The sequence below is a fragment of the Chloracidobacterium sp. genome (assembly GCA_016711345.1).
Lineage (GTDB): Bacteria > Acidobacteriota > Blastocatellia > Pyrinomonadales > Pyrinomonadaceae > OLB17.
In genome coordinates, this window is the sequence record JADJTD010000001.1 from 1,821,427 (window position 1) to 1,840,507 (window position 19,081).

At 49.0% G+C, this 19,081-nt stretch carries 14 protein-coding genes; 4 read left to right on the forward strand and 10 right to left on the reverse strand.

All coding sequences use genetic code 11. From position 1 onward, the window contains the following. Position 1 precedes the first annotated feature (1 nt). Positions 2-694, forward strand: a complete 693-nt coding sequence (locus IPL32_07545) for a hypothetical protein (protein MBK8465669.1) — start codon at positions 2-4, stop codon at positions 692-694. A gap of 34 nt (positions 695-728) precedes the next feature. On the opposite strand, the gene IPL32_07550 is transcribed toward IPL32_07545, so the two are convergent. Then, positions 729-1,502: a YARHG domain-containing protein gene (locus IPL32_07550; GenBank protein ID MBK8465670.1), complete on the reverse strand. Its 774-nt coding sequence runs from the start codon at positions 1,500-1,502 to the stop codon at positions 729-731. Between IPL32_07550 and IPL32_07555 the strand changes: the two genes are divergently transcribed. Beyond that, a complete protein-coding gene (locus IPL32_07555; GenBank protein ID MBK8465671.1) occupies positions 1,501-2,160 on the forward strand; it encodes a DUF2306 domain-containing protein in 660 nt (219 codons plus the stop codon). The genes IPL32_07550 and IPL32_07555 overlap by 2 nt on opposite strands. A 63-nt stretch (positions 2,161-2,223) precedes the next feature. Here the strand turns inward: IPL32_07555 and IPL32_07560 are convergent, their stop codons facing one another. From IPL32_07560 to IPL32_07570, 3 genes are all read right to left on the reverse strand, one after another. Further along, positions 2,224-5,334, reverse strand: coding sequence for a GH92 family glycosyl hydrolase (locus tag IPL32_07560; protein ID MBK8465672.1), 3,111 nt, complete (start codon positions 5,332-5,334; stop codon positions 2,224-2,226). Positions 5,335-5,829: 495 nt separating this feature from the next. Then, positions 5,830-7,152, reverse strand: coding sequence for an isocitrate lyase (aceA, locus tag IPL32_07565; GenBank protein MBK8465673.1), 1,323 nt, complete (start codon positions 7,150-7,152; stop codon positions 5,830-5,832). A 70-nt stretch (positions 7,153-7,222) separates the two neighbouring features. After that, a complete protein-coding gene (locus tag IPL32_07570; GenBank protein MBK8465674.1) occupies positions 7,223-8,791 on the reverse strand; it encodes a hypothetical protein in 1,569 nt (522 codons plus the stop codon). A gap of 155 nt (positions 8,792-8,946) precedes the next feature. Here IPL32_07570 and IPL32_07575 point away from each other — a divergent pair, with 155 nt between their 5' ends. After that, positions 8,947-9,771, forward strand: a complete 825-nt coding sequence (locus IPL32_07575) for an IclR family transcriptional regulator (protein ID MBK8465675.1) — start codon at positions 8,947-8,949, stop codon at positions 9,769-9,771. On the opposite strand, the gene IPL32_07580 is transcribed toward IPL32_07575, so the two are convergent. From IPL32_07580 to IPL32_07605, 6 genes are all read right to left on the reverse strand, one after another. Further along, the gene (locus tag IPL32_07580) at positions 9,710-10,678 is read right to left on the reverse strand and encodes an RluA family pseudouridine synthase (GenBank protein MBK8465676.1); all 969 of its coding nucleotides are present in this window, start codon (positions 10,676-10,678) and stop codon (positions 9,710-9,712) included. The two genes, IPL32_07575 and IPL32_07580, sit on opposite strands and share 62 nt — an antisense overlap. Continuing rightward, entirely contained in the window at positions 10,675-11,493 is an 819-nt protein-coding gene (lgt, locus tag IPL32_07585; protein ID MBK8465677.1) for a prolipoprotein diacylglyceryl transferase, read from the reverse strand. The genes IPL32_07580 and lgt overlap by 4 nt, the downstream gene beginning before the upstream one ends. Beyond that, complete coding sequence (lspA, locus tag IPL32_07590) at positions 11,483-12,028, reverse strand: signal peptidase II (GenBank protein MBK8465678.1); 546 nt, start codon at positions 12,026-12,028, stop codon at positions 11,483-11,485. The genes lgt and lspA overlap by 11 nt, the downstream gene beginning before the upstream one ends. Further along, positions 12,028-12,477: a nuclear transport factor 2 family protein gene (locus IPL32_07595; GenBank protein MBK8465679.1), complete on the reverse strand. Its 450-nt coding sequence runs from the start codon at positions 12,475-12,477 to the stop codon at positions 12,028-12,030. The genes lspA and IPL32_07595 overlap by 1 nt, the downstream gene beginning before the upstream one ends. A gap of 8 nt (positions 12,478-12,485) precedes the next feature. Continuing rightward, the gene (gene ileS, locus IPL32_07600; protein MBK8465680.1) at positions 12,486-15,320 is read right to left on the reverse strand and encodes an isoleucine--tRNA ligase; all 2,835 of its coding nucleotides are present in this window, start codon (positions 15,318-15,320) and stop codon (positions 12,486-12,488) included. Positions 15,321-15,459: 139 nt separating this feature from the next. Beyond that, entirely contained in the window at positions 15,460-15,777 is a 318-nt protein-coding gene (locus tag IPL32_07605; GenBank protein MBK8465681.1) for an ATP-dependent Clp protease adaptor ClpS, read from the reverse strand. 221 nt (positions 15,778-15,998) lie between these two features. Between IPL32_07605 and IPL32_07610 the strand changes: the two genes are divergently transcribed. Then, positions 15,999-19,076, forward strand: coding sequence for a sigma 54-interacting transcriptional regulator (locus IPL32_07610; GenBank protein MBK8465682.1), 3,078 nt, complete (start codon positions 15,999-16,001; stop codon positions 19,074-19,076). Positions 19,077-19,081: the final 5 nt, after the last annotated feature.

The following is a 19,081-nucleotide window of genomic DNA, read 5'->3' on the forward strand; positions in this document are numbered from 1 at the left end:
AATGGCGCAGCTCGGGGCGATTACTTACGATGGATTACCAATATCGAGTGGAGGCGCGCATTCCCTCCGTCTCAAAGGATTTGTGGAATCTTTCAAAGCACTAGATGGATTCGTAAGGGTAGTGTCCCTTTATCCCGAGGCGACTTCAATAACCCTTGAACTTTTCGACCCAGGTGATGGTGCATATACACATTTCTTAGCTCTAGGTAGAGAGTTTGACCAGAAATTTCGACAGAAAGAGAGCCGACAAATCGGCGAACACATTGGACATCAATGGATCGTTGATCCAATTCAATTAGAACCTTTAGTTTATGACCTCGAGCGGCTGCGTCCAATACCGAACGCGGGGAACGCAGGACGATCAGTAGTGATACACGTTTACTGGAATCTTATCTTTGCCGATTCCAACGGACTGCGACTTCCGTTTCAATCTAGAACCGAATACTTACAATTTGACGTCGACTTTCAAAGATATTTAGGCGAATCATTTGTGTACGCTCGAATTTCAGAAACATCAACTGCTCATCTTTTTCTTTCCTTGCCGTTCGGAGAAGCTAGCGATGAAGCTCGAATGTTAGCAACGCGCATTCAGGAGTACTTTCCCGCACGTATTTCCCCTAAACATTGGAAGCGTTGGACATTAACAAAAAATGGAAAAAGTTACGTTGGTCGGAAAACTCCTAGTCTGATTTGAATAGCACAGAAATATTCAAAACTTCTCCTGTGCTTTATCTTCCATACTCATCACCGTATTCTTCCGCATACTTTTCATAGCGTTTGATGAGAGCGATGTTCTTCTTTTCAATATCGGTTAGATAGCCTTTGATGTCAACGGTGTTCGGAACATACCAGTCTTCGTTTTCAAATTGCTGACGCAGGTGCTTTTTGTTGAAGCAGTAACCATGACGGGCAAATATCTCGTTACGCATAAGCTCGAGCTCAGGCTTTATAAGATTCTCGACATCGCCAGCTTTCAGCAATCGCTGTGAAGCCTCGGGCCACGTTCCCACATCTTTTCTATATTTAAATTCTTTTCGTTCGAGGGTATAAATCTTTTCGTTTTGTTTCTTATCGTTTGGTTTCCAATCGCCGATGATCTTGTTCGGCTCGGCTGCGTTGACGGTGAAGGTAAAGACACCATCATTTTTATGATCACCCGGTTCTTTTCCAATGATGTTGTAAACGCCATTTTCTACTGTAAAAGTTCCGTCAAAAGGCCGGTCGTTACCGCCTACGATGCTTCGTCCCGACACCGTTGTATCGTCCACTTTAGTTATCAGCAAAGTGATCTTATTGTCACCAAAAGGGCCGACAAATGAACCGAGAATTTCCTGTGCCTTGCTGGCCGCAGGCGCAGGTGCCGACTGTGCCTGGCTTGACGCCACTGCCGTCGTAGCCGTAGTGGTATCATCTTTCGTGATCGAATTTTTGCTGACACTCTTTTCCATATTGCAGGCGAGAAGACAGCACGCGAACAGCGGTATATAGATAAGCTTTTTCATGGCTAAAGGTTTACTAAAAATCAGGCATTTTTTCAATGGTATTAGTGCTTTCAATGCAATTGTTTTACTCACGCTCGGCTTTTTTACTTTCTTGATGGCCCAGATCACGGTCGCATACATTCCCTATAATCTCGATGTCGGCTTCCTACAGATCAAACAAGATTATATAGACATTTACCACTGGCGCGTCGCTTTTTTTGTCCACGTCTATGCAAGCATGTGGGCGCTGCTCGCAGGATTTACACAGTTCTCGAGCAAGATACAGGATTTCTATCCCAGGCTGCACCGCACTTTCGGTTATGTGTATGTCATCGATGTTCTGTTAATAACCGGGCCTGCGGGTTTGCTAATGGGCTTTTACGCCAACGGCGGCCTGCCGTCAAAGATCGCCTTTGTCTTATTGGCGATCGGCTGGATCAGTTTTACTGCTGTTGCTTTGGTTAAGGCTAAGAATGGCGACTTCGCCGCGCATCGAAACTTTATGATCCGCAGCTACGCTCTCACGCTTTCGGCAGTGACCTTGCGTGCGTGGAAATGGTCGATCACCAACACCATCGAACTGCCGCCAATGGACGTCTATCGTGCCGTCGCCTGGCTCGGCTGGGTTCCCAACCTGATCTTTGCCGAGATATGGATAAGGCGGAAACACAACCGGTAGAGAGTGTGCGCTATAACCGACTCCGATTTGTTAGGGCACACTTGCTACCGCGCGTGTTTCTGCTTAGTTGATCATTATCTCATCCACAAAAATAAACGCATCATCGCCTGCGCCGGGATGCCACGCAGGTATCTTGCCGAGATTGTATGCATGGACGCGGACGTATCTCGCTTTTACCGGCGAGATCGTTTGCACGTAATCGCGAATCTTGCTTTCCATGTCCTTCGGATCAATATCCGTTTTGATATCGGCAACGCGAGTAAAATTCACATTGTCAGACGACACTTCAAACACAATTCGCGTTGGCATCCATATCCAAGAACGGGCAACCTGCAAAAATCCGCCGCCAACCTTTTTGATCTCGGTTTCGCGTTGCAAGTCGATCGTCGCGACAAAGTCCTGAGCCTGATAACCCTGCCACTCGCCGCTCGCAAAATTCGTCGAACCGCGAATACCGTCGATCAACCCTTCATCACCGCCGCCCGTGTATTGCCGGTTGTATTTCGAGTCGATCTTGACCGTCCAGCCATTTGGGCGTTTTCTGAAAACTGCCTCGACAGTCTTGCTCCGATTGCCTTTTTTATAAACGGCAACGGCCTTGATCGTCAAATTCGCATCGCGGTCGTATTCGAAAGGCTGCGAGTACAACGTCCATGCGCCGTCAACCGGTTCGCGGCCATCTGTCGTGAAAAAGACCGCCGCGCCCGGCGTTGTAGTTCCGATAAAGACCTTGTATGCGAAGTCGATCCACGGAGCTGCCACAGTAGACGTCGAGATATCCGATGCGGGAAATTCCGTAAATGCCGTGGTCACGGGCTTATCGGTCATCGCAAATTCGAGTAAGCCGCCTTTCAATATGTCTTCGTGCCTTATATACGCTTTTTTGTAAGGAGCGCTGTTTAGTCCAGCGTTTAGAATGTATTTGTTCTTCGGCGAGACGTTTAAGGCTTTGATGCTAAACATCTTGCCGTTTTCGAGCCTGTATGTCATCTCTGGAAACAGCGGTGTTCCAAAAGCATAAACGCCATCACCCGGGACAACAGGATAGAAGCCGCTTGCGCTCAAAACATACCACGCCGACATTTGACCGCAGTCTTCGTTTCCGATCAGGCCGTCCGGCGTAGGTTTGTAAAATTCGTCCATGATCTTGCGAACATAAGCCTGCGTTCGCCAGGGCATTTGAGCATAGCTGAAAAGATATGGAATATGATGCGAAGGCTCATTGCCGTGGGCGTATTGGCCGATCAGCCCTGTAATATCAGGCTGTTCGCGTCCTGTTAATTTTTCCGTTGTCGCGAAAAGACGTTCGAGTTTACCGGCAAAATAGTCGCTGCCACCCATCAATTCCATCATTCGCGAAGTGTCGTGTGGAACAAAGAAAGAATAGACCCAGCTATTGCCTTCGGTAAAATGGAATGTAACCTCATTCGGAGCAAACGGCCTGATAAAGCCGCCGTTCTTTCTCGGCACAAAATAATCAACCCTCGGGTCAAAAAGGTTTTCGAAAGAGCGTGCCCGACGTGAGTATTCTATCCAGTCCATGGCTCGTTGTTTCCCGTTTGCCGCGTGTGGATATTGCTGACCTAAAACGCGATTCATTTGAAGGATGCACCAGTCGTTGTAGGCGTATTCGAGGGTTTTTGAGACTGATTCGTTTTCGTCTTCCTGGGAGATGTAGCCGCGTTTTTTGTAAGCGGCTAGGCCAAAGTGGTCGAGTTCGGCGGAGTGTTTGGCGGCGGCGTAGGCTTTTTCGTAGTCAAAGCCCTTTATACCTTTTGCCATCGCGTCAGCGACCACCGAAACGGCGTGATAGCCGATCATCGTGTCGGTTTCCTCGCCCCAAAGCTCCCAAACCGGCAGCCGCCCGCCCTGCTCATATATTCGGATAAAGCTATTGATAAAATCAACAGTCCGCTTCTGATCAATGATCGTATAAAGCGGATGCGCCGCACGGAACGTGTCCCAGAGTGAGAAGACTGTGTATTGATCCGACGAGTTTTGAGTCCCGCCTTTAGGCGGCTTTTCCTTTTGAGTCTCGCCTTTAGGCGGCCTCTTCGTTGCAGCAGGCCGGCTAAAGCCGGTACTCAAAGCATCGTCCGCAATGTTGTGTATCTTCCCGTCCAGCCCCCGATACTTTCCGTCAACATCATTAAAGATGCTCGGGTGGATCATCGTGTGATAAAGCGCCGTGTAAAATGTCGTTGTCTGAGCATCCGTCCCGCCCGAAACCTCGATCTTCGACAACTCCTTATTCCAAGCCGCTTTTGCACTGGCGCGAACCTTATCAAAATTCCAATGAGGCAATTCGGCTTCGAGATTCTCCCGAGCGCCTTCGATGGAAACAAAAGAGATCGCGACTTTCATCAAGACTTGCTCGTTCTCAGATGTCGTGAATTGGAACGAGACTTCTCGTGACGATTTTGGCGGCGTCACCCGCAATCTTCCTTTGTCACCTGCCGAAGTTACTGCACGTCCTTCGTGACGAACCGATTCAAATGGTTTTGAAATGTCCGCCACGAAATAAACGATTTGGTTTTTTGCCCATGAGGTTGACCTGCGGTGGCCTTCAATCCGAATCGAATTAGACACCGGACCGGCCAAAAATGAATACTCAGAATCAATCACCTTGTCCCGCCACTTAAGGTCGAGATTGATATTTGCTTGCTTGGTTTCGGGAAACGTGTAACGATGAAATCCAACTCGCTTCGTCACGGTCATCTCAGCGAAAATTCCATCGTCATCCAGCTTCACCGCGTAGTATCCAGGCTCGGCTTTCTCGTTCGCATGGGAGAACTTCGAGGCGTAGCCATTTATGGATTTATCGCCTTCCTTTGCAAAAAACTGAGGCTCACCAACTGTCGGCATGAACAAAATATCGCACCCGTCCGGAATGCCTGTTCCGCTGAGGTGTGTGTGCGAAAAGCCATATATTATGTCGTCGGAGTAGTGATAACCTGACGAGCCGTCCCAGTTGTCGGTGCGCGTGTCGGGCGAGAGCTGCACCATTCCAAACGGCATGACCGCTCCGGGAAACGTGTGTCCGTGTCCTCCCGTGCCGATAAAAGGATTTACCCATTTAGTGAAATCTTTTCTCTGTGCCGTGATCGAGATGCACAGAGCGAGAACCAAACCGCAAAGACGCAAAGATGCAGAGAAGTTAGAAGTGGCTCGCATAATTGCTCTATTTGTAACACGAACTCTGCCAGGAAAAAAGAAAAGGGTGACGGGTGGCTCATTGATGCCATTGATTCCACTGATTACATCGACGAGAACGGATAGAAAACGTGAGCGACGACAACACGAATTATTGACGAAAGTCCCTCTCAAAATGGCGCTCTAAAATCGTTACGCAAAGTGGCTTTTTGACCGTCTAAAATGGCTTTTTGGGTCTCAAAAGTGGCTTTTTGCCCCTGTCAGATGGCTTTTTATTTTTGCCAACAATTACCCCCAAAAGCCCAAAAAAACATGTGTTTTTGCTCGGAAACTTTAAAAATGTGGCACGTGCCACATTCAAAACTGCCTCAAAAACCAGCACTTTTCTGAGAATACTATTTTTCCTAAAAAAGTTTCCAAAAAAAATGAAATTTTGACTCCAAGAGAAGACATAAGATGAGGCCGTCCGAAATCCAACTTTCAGACGACCTCGCAGTGTGAAAAAGAGGAGTCTTTCTAAACGCGAACTGCTTCTTTGCTCGATACGTCGTTGATCACTACATCATCGAACTGTTCCTCCTCAGTTGAGCCGGACAAAGCCGTTGTCGACGACGCACCGCCAGATATGACTTGTGTCAGTGCGTCGAAATATCCTGTGCCGACAAACGCTTGGTGTTTGGTCGCTCGATATCCACTTATCTCCGAAGCGAATTCCAGCTCCTGCAATTCGGCATAGGCGGACATCTGTCGTTCGCGATAGCCTGTGGCGAGTTCGAACATCGCGTGGTTGAGCGAGTGAAAACCAGCCAGCGTGATGAACTGGAACTTATAGCCCATCGCGCCCAATTCGCATTGGAATTTTGCAATCGTTTCATCGTCGAGCTTTTTCTTCCAGTTGAACGACGGCGAGCAGTTATACGCCAGCATCTTACCCGGATATTTTGAGTGGACTGCCTCGGCAAATTCGCGGGCTTCGTCGAGGTCCGGATGCGAGGTTTCGCACCATACGAGATCGGCATACGGTGCGTAAGCAAGGCCACGTGAGATCGCCTGTTCAATACCTGCGTTTACGTGGAAAAAGCCTTCGACGGTTCGTTCGCCCGTGCAGAATGGTTTGTCGTTATCATCGATGTCCGAGGTCAAAAGATTTGCTCCGTTTGCATCCGTTCGGGCAACAACGATGGTCGGCACGCCGCAAACATCGGCAGCAAGCCGCGCCGCAATCAACTTCTGAACGGCCTCGCCTGTCGGCACGAGAACTTTGCCGCCCATATGGCCGCATTTTTTCGCCGAAGACAATTGGTCTTCAAAATGAACGCCTGCCGCACCGGCGTCGATCATCGATTTCATCAGTTCAAAGGCGTTCAGATTGCCGCCAAAACCGGCCTCGGCATCAGCAACGATCGGAGCGAACCAATTGATGCCATTCTTCCCTTCGGTCGAGTAGATCTGATCGGTGCGCATCAGGGAATTATTGATCTTTTTGACAAGCTCGGGAACGCTGTTCGATGGATAGAGACTCTGGTCGGGATAAGTTTGGCCAACCGTGTTTGCGTCGGCCGCAACCTGCCAGCCGCTGCAATATATCGCCTGCAGTCCGGCCTGTATCTGCTGAACGGCCTGTCCACCGGTCATCGCTCCAAGAGCGTTGACGAAATCGCTGGTTTTCATCGAATCCCAGAGACGTTCCGCCCCGATCTTTGCCAGGGTGTATTCGATCTTCACCGAGCCGCGAAGCTTCAGGACGTCTTCCGCAGTGTAATTGCGGACCACGCCCACCCATCGCGGATTTGTTGCCCAATCCTGTTCCATTGCCTTTATCTGTTCATCTTTTTTCATAGTGTTCCCCCGAAAATTAAATTCCTTTTCTCCAATATCAAATCTCAAATTTTAGATTTAAAATTCATGCTCAGCTCGGATCAAATTCCTCTTGAAAAATCATTCTTTCACTAATGCGTTTTGATTCCTCGTATCGATCTTTTTCTGACGCTGCGTCCGGCACTCGCTCAAGTATCTTTGCCAATTCCTCGTCAAATATCTTGCTGATAAACTCAGGAGTATGTTCGACAACCACATCACCGTCCATAATCTTCACGGTTTTGCGATGTTTCATTCGTTGAGCGATCATGAGGCGATAGATGCGGTCGGTAGCAAGATCTTCCATGTAACCGTCTAGCAGCGAAGCTCCTTTGCCACTTAAAACGCCGTGCCGGTATCGAATAACGGTGCTTACAGCGGCTCGTGTTCCGTCTAAGGTGTGCTTACCAACACCCGTAGGCAAAGGCCGCAGATCGGGCGAAAGCGATTGCCCTTCAAACCTGACAAAATTCTGATTTGGATCTGGAAATTGTTCGACCGCGATAGCATTTTGGTCGGGATGCCCTGTCCACGCACCGTCCATACCGACGTTGGCTTCGTTTAGCTTGTCGGCTTCGAGTGTTTTTAACGCTCGCTCGTTGAGTTCAGCATCTTGTCGATTTGGAAACAAAGCTGTCATGCCTCCGATGGCCAGAATTCCTCGTTTGTGACAAACCTCGACAAGCAACCTTCGCAGATTTTGAAAGAACGGAATGTCAGACGGAATGGTGTTTCTGTCCGGCAAGACCCAATTCGGATTATGTAGATTGAAATAGATAAGGCTCGCCATGTAGTCCCAACGTCCAAGATTCAACCCGACGAGATGGTCGCGGAGATTGTAGATAAATTCTTTGGTCTGAAAGGCGAGAGGATGTGCCTCGACCAAAGCCATGCATTTGATGTAGCACTTTTCCCAACCGAGCTTCGCTTCGAGCATTTGAAATAGGTCACGCCAAAACAGGGCTTCCTCGGCCGATTCCGATTTTGGAATGTAGAAGCACAGATTATGCTTTAGTTTTGTTCGGTCAACTCCAAACGCAATTCTTGCAGCGTCGTAAACTGAGGCTGACATCAGGTCATCGAAAATGCCTGCTTGACTAAGATGCAGCCCGCGAACACGAGTCCATATCACGGTCGAGCTTTCTTTGATCGTGACTTCGCGATCACGTTTCTTGTCAAAATACGTAAGGTCGCCATGCAGAGCGTTCAGAGAGTTTGCAATGCCGGTTTCAAGATTCGCCCAGACATTTGCCATCGAATCTTCGAGGTCGATCATCACGCCTGGAGCACCGGAGTTAAGCATTTTGACGACCAATTCACCATCGTCAGCGGGCCCGGTCATTTGGTTGCGCTGGTCCGAGCACCAAGCGGGAATCGTTATCTGCCAATTGCCCTCCGTTGCTTCTGAAGGCTCGAGGTAGGTCGGCAAATTCCCATTATGAGCTTCGGATAGAATCTGGCGCCGCTTTTTCACCAATTCCCGCTGACGCGGAGTGAATTTTTCATGCAATTCCGCCAGAAGTTCATAGAAACCTTCGTTCCAGACGGTTTTAGCCGCAAAATCCGCAGGTGCCTGATTGATCCGTAGATCGGCGGTTCGTTCTAGTGTAGCCTGTGTCATGTATTACTTCCGTTGTTCTATATTTCGAACAGCCGCTTTTTTCCAGAAGGTTAGTTTAGTTGAGGGTAAATTAGTTGATTATCCGTTGTAAATACCAGAATTATGATGCGTTCGGCATCTTGAACAATATTTCACATTATGGAACAATACGAAATATGTCAGAAATAACGTCAACCGCTGTAGAACGGGCACTGTCGATAATGGAAATGGTTGCAGTCGGCAAGAACGGCTTGAGCAACTCCGACCTCAGTCGGAGATTGAACATCCCTAAAAGCTCGGCAAGCTATATTCTTCGTGTTTTGGAACGGCGTGAGTATCTTCGTCGCGACACTGAGGGCAAATATCGTTTGGGTCTAAAAGTAATGGATCTGACCGGAGGAGCGATTCCCGGACTCGATGTGCGCGAGGCGGCTAAACCATTTCTCACGGAATTCTTACAAAAATGCCGTCTGCCCGAAGCTCACGTTGCCGTTCTCGATAACGGCCGAGCGGTCTATGTCGAAAAGGTCGAGGGCGAAAAGAGCTTTATCAAATTGGACATCTGGGTCGGCCACCGTTTGCCTGTGCATACGACGGCGATTGGAAAGATATTGGTCTCATTTATGCCGGAGACGGAGATAATTGCGATCCTTAACCTGCACGGTATGGAACAAAAAACGCAACGTTCGATAACTGAACCAGAGAAATTTCTGCGCGAGGCGGCTCGAGTTAGAAAATACGGTTTTGCGGTTGATGACGAGGAAAATGCGGAAGGAGTTCGGTGTATTGCGGCTCCAATTTATGATGCACGCGGCTCAGTGGTAGCTGCTTTAGGAACATCCAGCATCATCCAGCACATAGATGAGCCGAATTTGCCGAAGATCGTAGCCCTTCTTACAGATGCTGCTGCCAAAGTGTCGCGTGAAATAGGCTATACCGCTACGAGCCATTCTCAAGCGTCTCCAGAAAACTCAACAAAACGAGCGGAAGCGGGACGCTGAAATCCTGCTGCTCTTCTGTGACCGGATGTGTGAATGAGAGTTTTTCCGCATGGAGAAAAAATCGCCCCATTGATTTGATCGCATTTCGGGTGTTAGTATCAGCAACTGTGTTATCTCGGCCCTCGTTATAGATCTCGTCACCGACTACCGGATGATTGATATAGCCCATGTGAACGCGGATCTGATGCGTCCGTCCGGTTTTGATCTCAACATCAAGAAGTGTGAATTTGGCGTAACGTTTTCGCACTTTCCAAAGGCTGAGAGCACTCCGCCCGTGCGTAGCGACCTTCATCCTTAGACGATTATGTTTGTTGCGGCCGATCGGAGCTTCGATCTTACCTGTATTCGTGTCAGGCGAGCCGTGAACAAGCGCAACGTAACTCTTATAAACTAACCGCTCCCGAAACTGCTCAGATAAGGCTTCGTGAACTTCGTCCGTCTTAGCAACGACGATCAGGCCTGACGTGTCCTTGTCCAGGCGGTGTACAATGCCGACCCTGTCTTGGTCTTTGGAAGTTGGATTCTGGGCTTTGGACCCAAAATGAAACGCGATCGCATTCGCCAGTGTCCCGCTTTGAACACCGGCACCGGGGTGAACGACCATTCCTGCCGGTTTGTTTATTACGGCAAGATATTCGTCCTCGTAAACAATGTCGAGCGTTATATCTTCCGGCTCAAATCTGGCAACCGGCACCTCGATCAGATCAACCTCTATCTCATCACTATCGCGAACCCTATACGAAGGCTTGACCGCTGCTTCGTTGACCAGAACATCTTCGTTCTCGATCAGCCGCTGAAGGCGCGAACGCGACCAGCCGTCGATATTTTCAGCAAGATAAGCGTCGAGACGCTTTCCCGTATCAAGGGATGAAGGATGAAGGATGAAGGATGAAGGTTCTTCTGTCACTCGGAACTTTGAACTTTGAACTTTGAACTCGAAACTCGCTTATGACGCATAAACATAAAGACAATCGAACCGGCAGCGACAATTAGGCTTATGCCTTGTGAAGTTGAAAGCCCTGTAAGAGACGTAAATCCAAGAAGGTCGCCGCGCGGGTCGTCGCGGATAAATTCGATAGAAAATCTAACGATCGAATAGATGATACCGTAAGCAATAAGAACCTGCCCGTCAAATTTCTTTCGCCGATGCAGGTAAATAAGAAATGCAAAAACGGCAAACATTATGAACGATTCGTAGAGCTGTGTCGGGTGTAGATGAATGTGGTTGCCGTCGAGGCCGTAGATCGGAACGCCGGTGTATTCGTGACCCAACTCGGTAAAATGTACTCCCCACGGCAAATTTGTCGGTTTGCCCCAGCAGCAACCGGCGGAAAAACAACCCTGTCGCCCGAAAGCCTGCCCGAGAGCAAGGCCGGGAGCAAATGCATCGGCGACTTTCCATAACGGCAATTTATAAAGGCGCACGAGAATGACAACGGCCAAAAAGCCTCCTATCAACCCCCCGTAATAGACACCGCCGGATCGCAGGAAATCCAGAGTAAATATGTTGACGTTGTCCTCGACAAAGAACATCAGTACCTTTGAACCGACAAGCCCGCCGACCAACGTCCAAAGACCGAGGTCATAAATACGTTCACGCGGCAATCCGTCAGGAGCGCCGAGCCGCGATGCGACAAACAGTGCGAGCAACATCCCCAACGCCAAAAAAATGCCGTAGGTCGTTACAGGAAATGTGCCGATGCGAAATAGTTCAGGATACATCGTTCGAATGCGAAGAGCGGATCGCGGTTTGTGCGTTTGTTGTTACGGTCTTTCGGCCATTTAGGTACATGTCAATAATAAGTAGCCCCGCACCAATACAGATCGCTGAGTCGGCCACGTTGAATGTTGGATAATGCCAGTTTCCAAATTGAACATCGATAAAATCAACAACAAACCCGAGCCGCAGCCGGTCGGTCACGTTACCGGCGATGCCCGCAAGAAGTAATGCGAGAGCTCCCATCATTCTGTCGTCGGTTCGAGGCGTTCGCCAAAAGAAATACATGACGAGGGCTGCCGCGACAATGGCAACTATCGAAAGCCCCCAGCGTCCTGCATCACCATGATCGTCAAGCATCGAAAACGCAACGCCGGTATTCTGCGCGTATGCAAAATTAAGAAAGCCGGAAATTAGTGTCCTGTCACCTCCAAAACGCAGCTCTTTTGTCGCCCACGCCTTAGTAGTTTGGTCTATTAGAAAAACCCCGCCGGCTATGGCGAGGTAGGCAATCTTCCACAATAGATCACGCTTATTCATTAAGGCTTTTTGGTTTCCACGGGAGCCTTAGGCTCAGAGGTAAATATTTTATTTACGATCTTCCATTCACCGTTGATCTTGAGCAGCGACATATAGTCTGTCAGCTTAACTGTAGGATAGTCGAGGATTATCTTAGCTGTCGCGGCGTTTCCGACTACGTCGATGCTTTCGATCGAACGTTTACGTTTAGCTTCATCGGCAGCAGGCTTGCCACCGGTTGCCCCGGCAATGTACTCGGAAAAGCTGCGTGTTGTGTATTTGCCGTCGCGGATAAAGATAAGGTTGCCCTCGGTGTGAAACGCTTTTTTAAAAAACTCCGCGTCACCGGTCGCATGGCCCTTGATATAGTTTTCGAGCGGAACACGCACAGCATCTTTTTCTGATGTCTGAGCCGATGCGTTAAACGCAAAAGCAAAAATCAGGATGAGAAATACAATACCAACTTTCATAACTACTCCTATACGATCTCTTTCAGAGCATCGTTGCATCTTTCACAAACTGAAGGATACTCAACAAACTCTCCAACGCGAACAGAATAATTCCAGCAGCGTTCGCATTTTTCACCGTCTGCTTTTTGGATCTCGACCCTGAACGCATCTCCTTCATGAACTTCGACCTGCGAGACGATGAAAACGTAACGCAGTTGGTCAAAATAATCCATCAAAAATCGTGTCGTCGCAGCGTCTGTTGTCAGTATTACATTGGCATCAAGCGATGAGCCGATCTGCTTGTCATTTCGAGCGTCTTCGAGTGCCTTCAAAACTTCATCCCTGATCGCGAAGATCTTTTCCCATTTCTCATTGAGGCTTGAGTGGTCCGCCTCATCTGCGACCTGAAATTCGGCAAGATGGACCGAGGCCACAGATTGTCCGGGTAAATTTTCCCACGCCTCGTCAGACGTGAAAGCCAATATTGGCGAGAGCAGGCGGCACAAGTTGTCAACAACTGTGTGCAGAGCAGTCTGAGCCGAGCGTCGTTCCAAAGATCTCGGAGCAAATATGTAGAGCCGGTCCTTGATAATGTCAAAGTATCTAGACGATAGCGTCACCGTGCAGAAATTGTAGAGAACATGATACGCCGCCTGAAAATCGTATGCCTCATAGGCCGCAAGCACCTTTTTCGTGACATCGTTAAGTCCCGCAAGAGCCCAACGGTCAATCTCAAGCATCTCCGACGGCGCCACAGCATCACTTACGGGATCAAATCCTTCAAGATTCCCAAGCGCATAACGCAGCGTATTTCGCATCTTGCGATACGCATCGACGACGCGTGCCAATATCTCGTCTGAACACCTAACATCCTCTGTATAATCGACCGCCGCCGCCCATAGACGAAGTATCTCGGCACCCGATTTGTCGATGATCTCTTGCGGAGCTGTCACGTTGCCAATAGACTTGGACTGCTTGCGGCCTTCGCCATCGACGACCCAGCCGTGGGTGATGATCTGTTTGTAAGGCGCAGCGTCATGTGCCGCGATACCGCAGCTAAGGCTTGAGTTAAACCAACCGCGATACTGATCTCCGCCTTCGAGATATACATCCGCCGGAAACCGCAGTGTTTCGCCGCGCGTTTCAAGAACCGCGACGCAGCTCGAGCCCGAATCGAACCAAACATCAAGAATGTCCGTCTCTTTGCGAAAGTCTGCTCCGCCGCATTTTGTGCATTTATAACCTTCGGGAAGTAATTCGCTCTCAGGCCGTGCATACCACGCATCGGCCGTCTCAACCGCAAAAATATCAGCGACGTGGTCGATAATCTTTGGATCGGCAACTGCTTCGTCACAGCCTTTACAATAAAACACCGGTATCGGCACGCCCCATGACCGCTGACGCGAAACGCACCAATCTGGTCGCCCTTTGAACATATTGTTCATACGGCCTTCGCCCCAAGCGGGATGCCATTTGACCTTTTCGATCTCGTCCCTCGCACGCTGCCGCAACGATCTGCCATCAACTGCCTCATCCATCGACACGAACCATTGCGGCGTTGCGCGAAAGATCACAGGATTTTTGCATCTCCAGCAATGCGGATACCGATGCTGATAGGTTTCCGAAAAAAGTAACGCACCTCTCTCACGAAGGAACGTGACGATCTTAGAGTTAGCTATAAAAATATCTTCGCCGGCCCAGTGTTCGACTTCGGATGTGAATTTGCCCGCGGTATCGACCGGAGCATAGATATCAAGGCCGTATCGTTTTGCAACGGCAAAATCGTCTGCGCCGTGCCCCGGAGCCGTATGAACACAACCTGTGCCTGATTTACCTGCCGCTTTGTTCTCATGCCGTGCATCAAGCTCCACCTCTGCATCAGCCTCACCAAGCGTGACGTGATCGCCGTTCATTATCAATGAAGTGCGATCCAGCCATGCGTGCTTCGCTTCCATTCGGTCGAGCTTTGAACCTTTAAAACGAGCAATTTCCTCATACTCGGCAAAACCGCATGTCTCGGTAAATGCAGTTGCAAGTTCTGACGCAACGATGAATACTTCGGCGTCAGAAACTTCAATTGCCGAATATTCAAAATCCGGATGAACGGTTATGCCGAGATTTGCGGGCAGTGTCCATGGAGTCGTCGTCCAGATCACGACTATCATATTTTTGCCGGCCAAAGCGGGATCGATCTCTGCCGGATCGGTCTTTAGCGAAAATTTTACATACACTGACGGCGAACTGTGTTCCTTATATTCAACCTCGGCCTCCGCAAGAGCCGTCTGGTCATGTATGCACCAATAAACGGGCCTCAATCCTTTGTAAACAAAGCCACGGTCGAGAAATTTACCAAACAGCCGCGCCGTCGATGATTCGTATTCGGGCGACATCGTCAGATATGGATTTTTCCACTCGCCGAGAATCCCAAGACGCTGAAAATCGCGCGTCTGATTATTCATCGCCGTTGAAGCATGTTCGCGGCAAATACGGCGAAATGAGGCTACCGGAATATCGTTTTTGTTCTTTCCCTTTTCTGCTAGTTTCTTTTCGACGATTGTCTCGATCGGCAGTCCGTGACAGTCGTATCCGGGCACATAAGGCGCATCGAAGCCCATCATCGAACGCGTCTTAACGACAAAATCTTTGAGTATCTTGTTGAGCGCAGTACCGATGTGAATGTCGGCATTGGCATAAGGCGGGCCGTCGTGAAGGATAAATTTATCTCGTCCCTTGCGAGCATCGGCAATTTTTTCATACAGGCCCATTTCCTGCCACTTCTTTAGCCGCGCGGGTTCCATTTGCCCAAGATTTGCTTTTTGGGCGAAATCGGTCTTGGGAAGGTTTACTGTTTTTTTAAGATCGATTGGTTCTGTCATTTCCGTATAAAACCTAGATATTACCACGCAGAATCATTGTTAAAGAAGTATTCGGACACAATAGGCATGGTTAACAGGTCGTTTTTCAGAACCTGAACATTTTGCCCATCATTTTAAGGGAATTTTTTTACTCTTCTTCGACTGTGCAAAGCAGCGGATACTCGCGTGAACGGGCAAGATTTTTTGCCTTTTCGCTTTTCATATTGGCGATCTCATACGGGTAAATTCCCGCGATGCCGATGCCTTCATTGTGAACTTTGAGCATAATGGAGAAAGCTTCGGAATCTGAACGATTGAACACATATTGCAGAACGAAAACAACAAATTCCATTGTTGTGAAGTCATCGTTGTGAAGGATGACTTTAAATAGTTTCGGCTTTTCGAGCTTGATCTTGGTTTCTTCCAAGACATCGCTGCCGCCGTCTATGTCGGGAAACTCAGGCATCGTTCCATTATATCCGCTATATCCGTCACAGAGAACACAGTGACCTTAAAGAACGATAATATTCCTTAATCTCAGTACCCTCTGTTTTCTCTGTAGCAAGACAATAAAAAAATTGTGGACGCCGCGAGTTTTTTCTGTTAGATTTCAAATGCGCAACTGTTTACTTAGTATTCAATTATTGAAAGCATATGGCGATTCGTCGTTTTGTTTTTGCACAGTAAATGAAAAGGGAACAATCCACAACTTCGTCGTTGCCGCGACAAGCCCGCGGTTCGGCTGCTGCTGCGAGGGCTATCTCGTTTGAAAGCATCGACGCCGTATTTCGCAGCGTCGGGCAAAAGCTGCGCGAGGGCCAATCGGGCGAGGCTGAAAAGATACTCGTCAAAACCATTGAAGGCTACGACCATACGCCCGACAATCTCGCCAACCTGACACGTTTATTGTCATTCACGCTAGAGACGATCGGACGATATAAGGAATCGCTTGAGACGATCAAGCCATTTGCTGAGGATGAGAATCTTTCCCAGCTTGGCTCCGAAACGCAGGTAAAGGTCACGACACAGGTTGCGATCGCATATAGCAACACTGGCGACCAACCAAAAGCTATCACGCTTCTTAAAGAAAACCGCCAAAAATCAGACGAGAACGAACTCTGGCATCTCTCGGGCAGTATTGAGATCGCCCTCGCTCGCGTTTACCGGAAGTTGAGCGAATATCCAATCTGCCGCGACTATGCTCTCAAGGCTCTCGACCATTTTCGCGACACAGCCGACTGGCTCGGAATGGCCGAATCCTATCGTGAGATCGCTAACAGCTACCATCAGGAAGGCAACAGCGAGAGATCATTAGAGAACTTCGAACTTGGCATCAATATTATTGGTGAAAACTCAGCTCCGTTCATGCTCGGCAAACTTTATACCGATATGTCCGGTGCCTATTGGTTCCTTCGCCGCCCGCAGGACGGTATAGCATGTCTTGAAAAATCTATCGAATTTTTTGACCAAACTGACCACGCACTGAATAGCGTCATCGCCTATAACAATATGGGCATGAACCTCGTCCTGATCGGCGAATGGGAAAAAGCTGAGTCGATGATTAACCGGGCTCTCGAGATAGCCGAGCGGGAAAATTATGTTCATGTCGCCGGTATCTATGATTCGCTGGGCGAGTTGAACATTCTCCGCGAAGATCTCGTCGAAGCCGAAAAATGGCTGCACAGAGCAATTGAATTTGCACAGCAGCGCAAGCATGCGTGGTACACAGTTCAGCCAATGCGCAGCCTGGCTCGATGCTACCTCGCTCAGGGTAAGTTCAAGAAGGCGATCGAAAAAGCTCGTGAGACTATTGATTTTTCGATTGAACTTGGGACAAAAGCATATGCGGATATGGCCCGCTTGATCCTTGCTGAAAGCTACCTAAGCCAAAGTGGTCTCGAAGAATATGAAAATGCACTGGCCGAGATGGAGGAAGGCGACACTCCAACAGATTTTTTTGTCCTCGGCAACATTCAGCGGATCAGAGGGCTTGCTGCCCTTGCCGAAGAGGATACCGAAATGGCAATTCATCATTTCAGCCGTGGATTAACCATTTTCGAAGCAGCCGAGGATCTGTATCACACCGGCATCCTCCATTTTTTGCTTGGATCTCACCTCGATGCTAGAAATTCTGTCCGGGCAAGACGCCACCTAATATCGGCCCTGGATATCTTTAAAAAACTTGGTATTGCGTCCTATATTGCGCGGATCGGTAAGGAACTAGAAAGAGTAGAAAAAGATTCGGTGTCAACCGGAAATTCCGCATCAGAAAAGCGGTCAAATTCCGTTGTTTCACAGCTCCTGACCGTGCGTTTGGCTGAAGCCACTGCCTCACGCGAATTGATGTTTCGAGAGCTTGTCGCCGTTCTCCAACAGGACAGCAATGCCAGCAAGATCGCGCTCGCCCAGTTCAACGATCAGAAACAGCTCTATCCTTTTATTACTCACGGGTATTCTCCGCAGGAAAGCAACGACCTGATCAAAAAATTTAGCGAAGCTCGGACAAAGGGCGAGGAAAAAACCTTCGCACGCACAAAGAACATTGCGGTCTTTCCACTTCATGGCTCAGCGGCATCACCGGCCTTTTTGCTTATGAGTCCCGCATCCGGCGCTGTTTTGAGCGATAACAGCTCACTAGCCCCTTTGCTTCGTGTCGTCGAACTCGGTATGGACGTGATCGCACTTCGCGAAAGAGATAAATCTTCACCAACCGAACACGAATCTTCGCCGTACACGTCCAATAGCCTAATGCCGGGCTTTATTCATTCGTCGCTGGCGATGACGGAGCTGGTCGAGGAGGTATATAAGATACGCTCGTCCGATGTGACTGTTCTTGTAACGGGTGAATCGGGAACCGGTAAGGAACTAGTCTCGCGTGCGATCCACACCCTCTCTAACAGAAAGGATAAGATCTTTGTGCCATTTAATTGCACCGCCGTTCCAAAGGAACTTGCTGAAGGGCATCTATTTGGTTACAAAAAAGGTGCGTTTACCGGAGCTGTCGAAGATTCGCCCGGCATGATCCGCACCGCTGACGGCGGAACGCTTTTCCTGGACGAGGTTGGTGATTTGCCTATCGACGTCCAACCAAAACTTCTGCGTTTTCTGCAGGAAGGTGAGATACAGCCGCTCGGCGACAAAAAACCGCTAAAGGTCGATGTCCGTATCATCGCCGCGACCAATATGCCGTTAGAGGAAAAGGTTGCTGACGGTACATTTCGCGAGGACCTTTACTATAGGCTAAATGTAATTCGGCTGCGTGTGCCGCCGCTTCGTGAACGTCGATCAGAGATACCGCCGATCGTAAACTACTACATCAATCATTACTCGTCGCGGTTTGGAAAACACAATATTAGTTTTACGCCACAGACGATCGATCTGATGATGGTTTGCAACTGGCAGGGAAATGTCCGGCAGCTTTGCAACGAAATACAGCGAATCATCGCCCGTGCGGTCGATAATGAGGTCGTCACACCTGACCATCTTTCGCCTGAATTAAAACGAAGTGCTCAACCTTTAACGCCGTTCGACACGGGTTCAAATATTAAGCCGATCGCATCGTATGACGGAGTGATTTCTCCCTTTACAAATATCCCCGAGGGCGGCACTCTGGAAAATGCAGTCTCCGAACTCGAAATGCAACTCATTCGCGCCTCGCTCACACGCCACCGCTGGAACATCTCCCGAGTCGCCAACGAACTCGGCCTCACAAGACGCGGACTTTATCTAAAATTAGCCCGCTACGGAATCGAAAAAGCTGCTTGATCTAC

Excerpts from the sequence above, each read along its gene's own strand:
- IPL32_07570 (MBK8465674.1), bottom strand. The coding sequence starts at position 8,791 with ATGACACAGGCTACACTAGAACGAACCGCCGATCTACGGATCAATCAG.
- lspA (MBK8465678.1), bottom strand. The coding sequence starts at position 12,028 with ATGAATAAGCGTGATCTATTGTGGAAGATTGCCTACCTCGCCATAGCC.
- IPL32_07595 (MBK8465679.1), bottom strand. The coding sequence starts at position 12,477 with ATGAAAGTTGGTATTGTATTTCTCATCCTGATTTTTGCTTTTGCGTTT.
- IPL32_07555 (MBK8465671.1), top strand. The coding sequence starts at position 1,501 with ATGGCTAAAGGTTTACTAAAAATCAGGCATTTTTTCAATGGTATTAGT.
- IPL32_07545 (MBK8465669.1), top strand. The coding sequence starts at position 2 with ATGGCGCAGCTCGGGGCGATTACTTACGATGGATTACCAATATCGAGT.
- lgt (MBK8465677.1), bottom strand. The coding sequence starts at position 11,493 with ATGTATCCTGAACTATTTCGCATCGGCACATTTCCTGTAACGACCTAC.
- IPL32_07610 (MBK8465682.1), top strand. The coding sequence starts at position 15,999 with ATGAAAAGGGAACAATCCACAACTTCGTCGTTGCCGCGACAAGCCCGC.
- IPL32_07550 (MBK8465670.1), bottom strand. The coding sequence starts at position 1,502 with ATGAAAAAGCTTATCTATATACCGCTGTTCGCGTGCTGTCTTCTCGCC.
- aceA (MBK8465673.1), bottom strand. The coding sequence starts at position 7,152 with ATGAAAAAAGATGAACAGATAAAGGCAATGGAACAGGATTGGGCAACA.
- IPL32_07575 (MBK8465675.1), top strand. The coding sequence starts at position 8,947 with ATGTCAGAAATAACGTCAACCGCTGTAGAACGGGCACTGTCGATAATG.
- IPL32_07560 (MBK8465672.1), bottom strand. The coding sequence starts at position 5,334 with ATGCGAGCCACTTCTAACTTCTCTGCATCTTTGCGTCTTTGCGGTTTG.
- IPL32_07605 (MBK8465681.1), bottom strand. The coding sequence starts at position 15,777 with ATGCCTGAGTTTCCCGACATAGACGGCGGCAGCGATGTCTTGGAAGAA.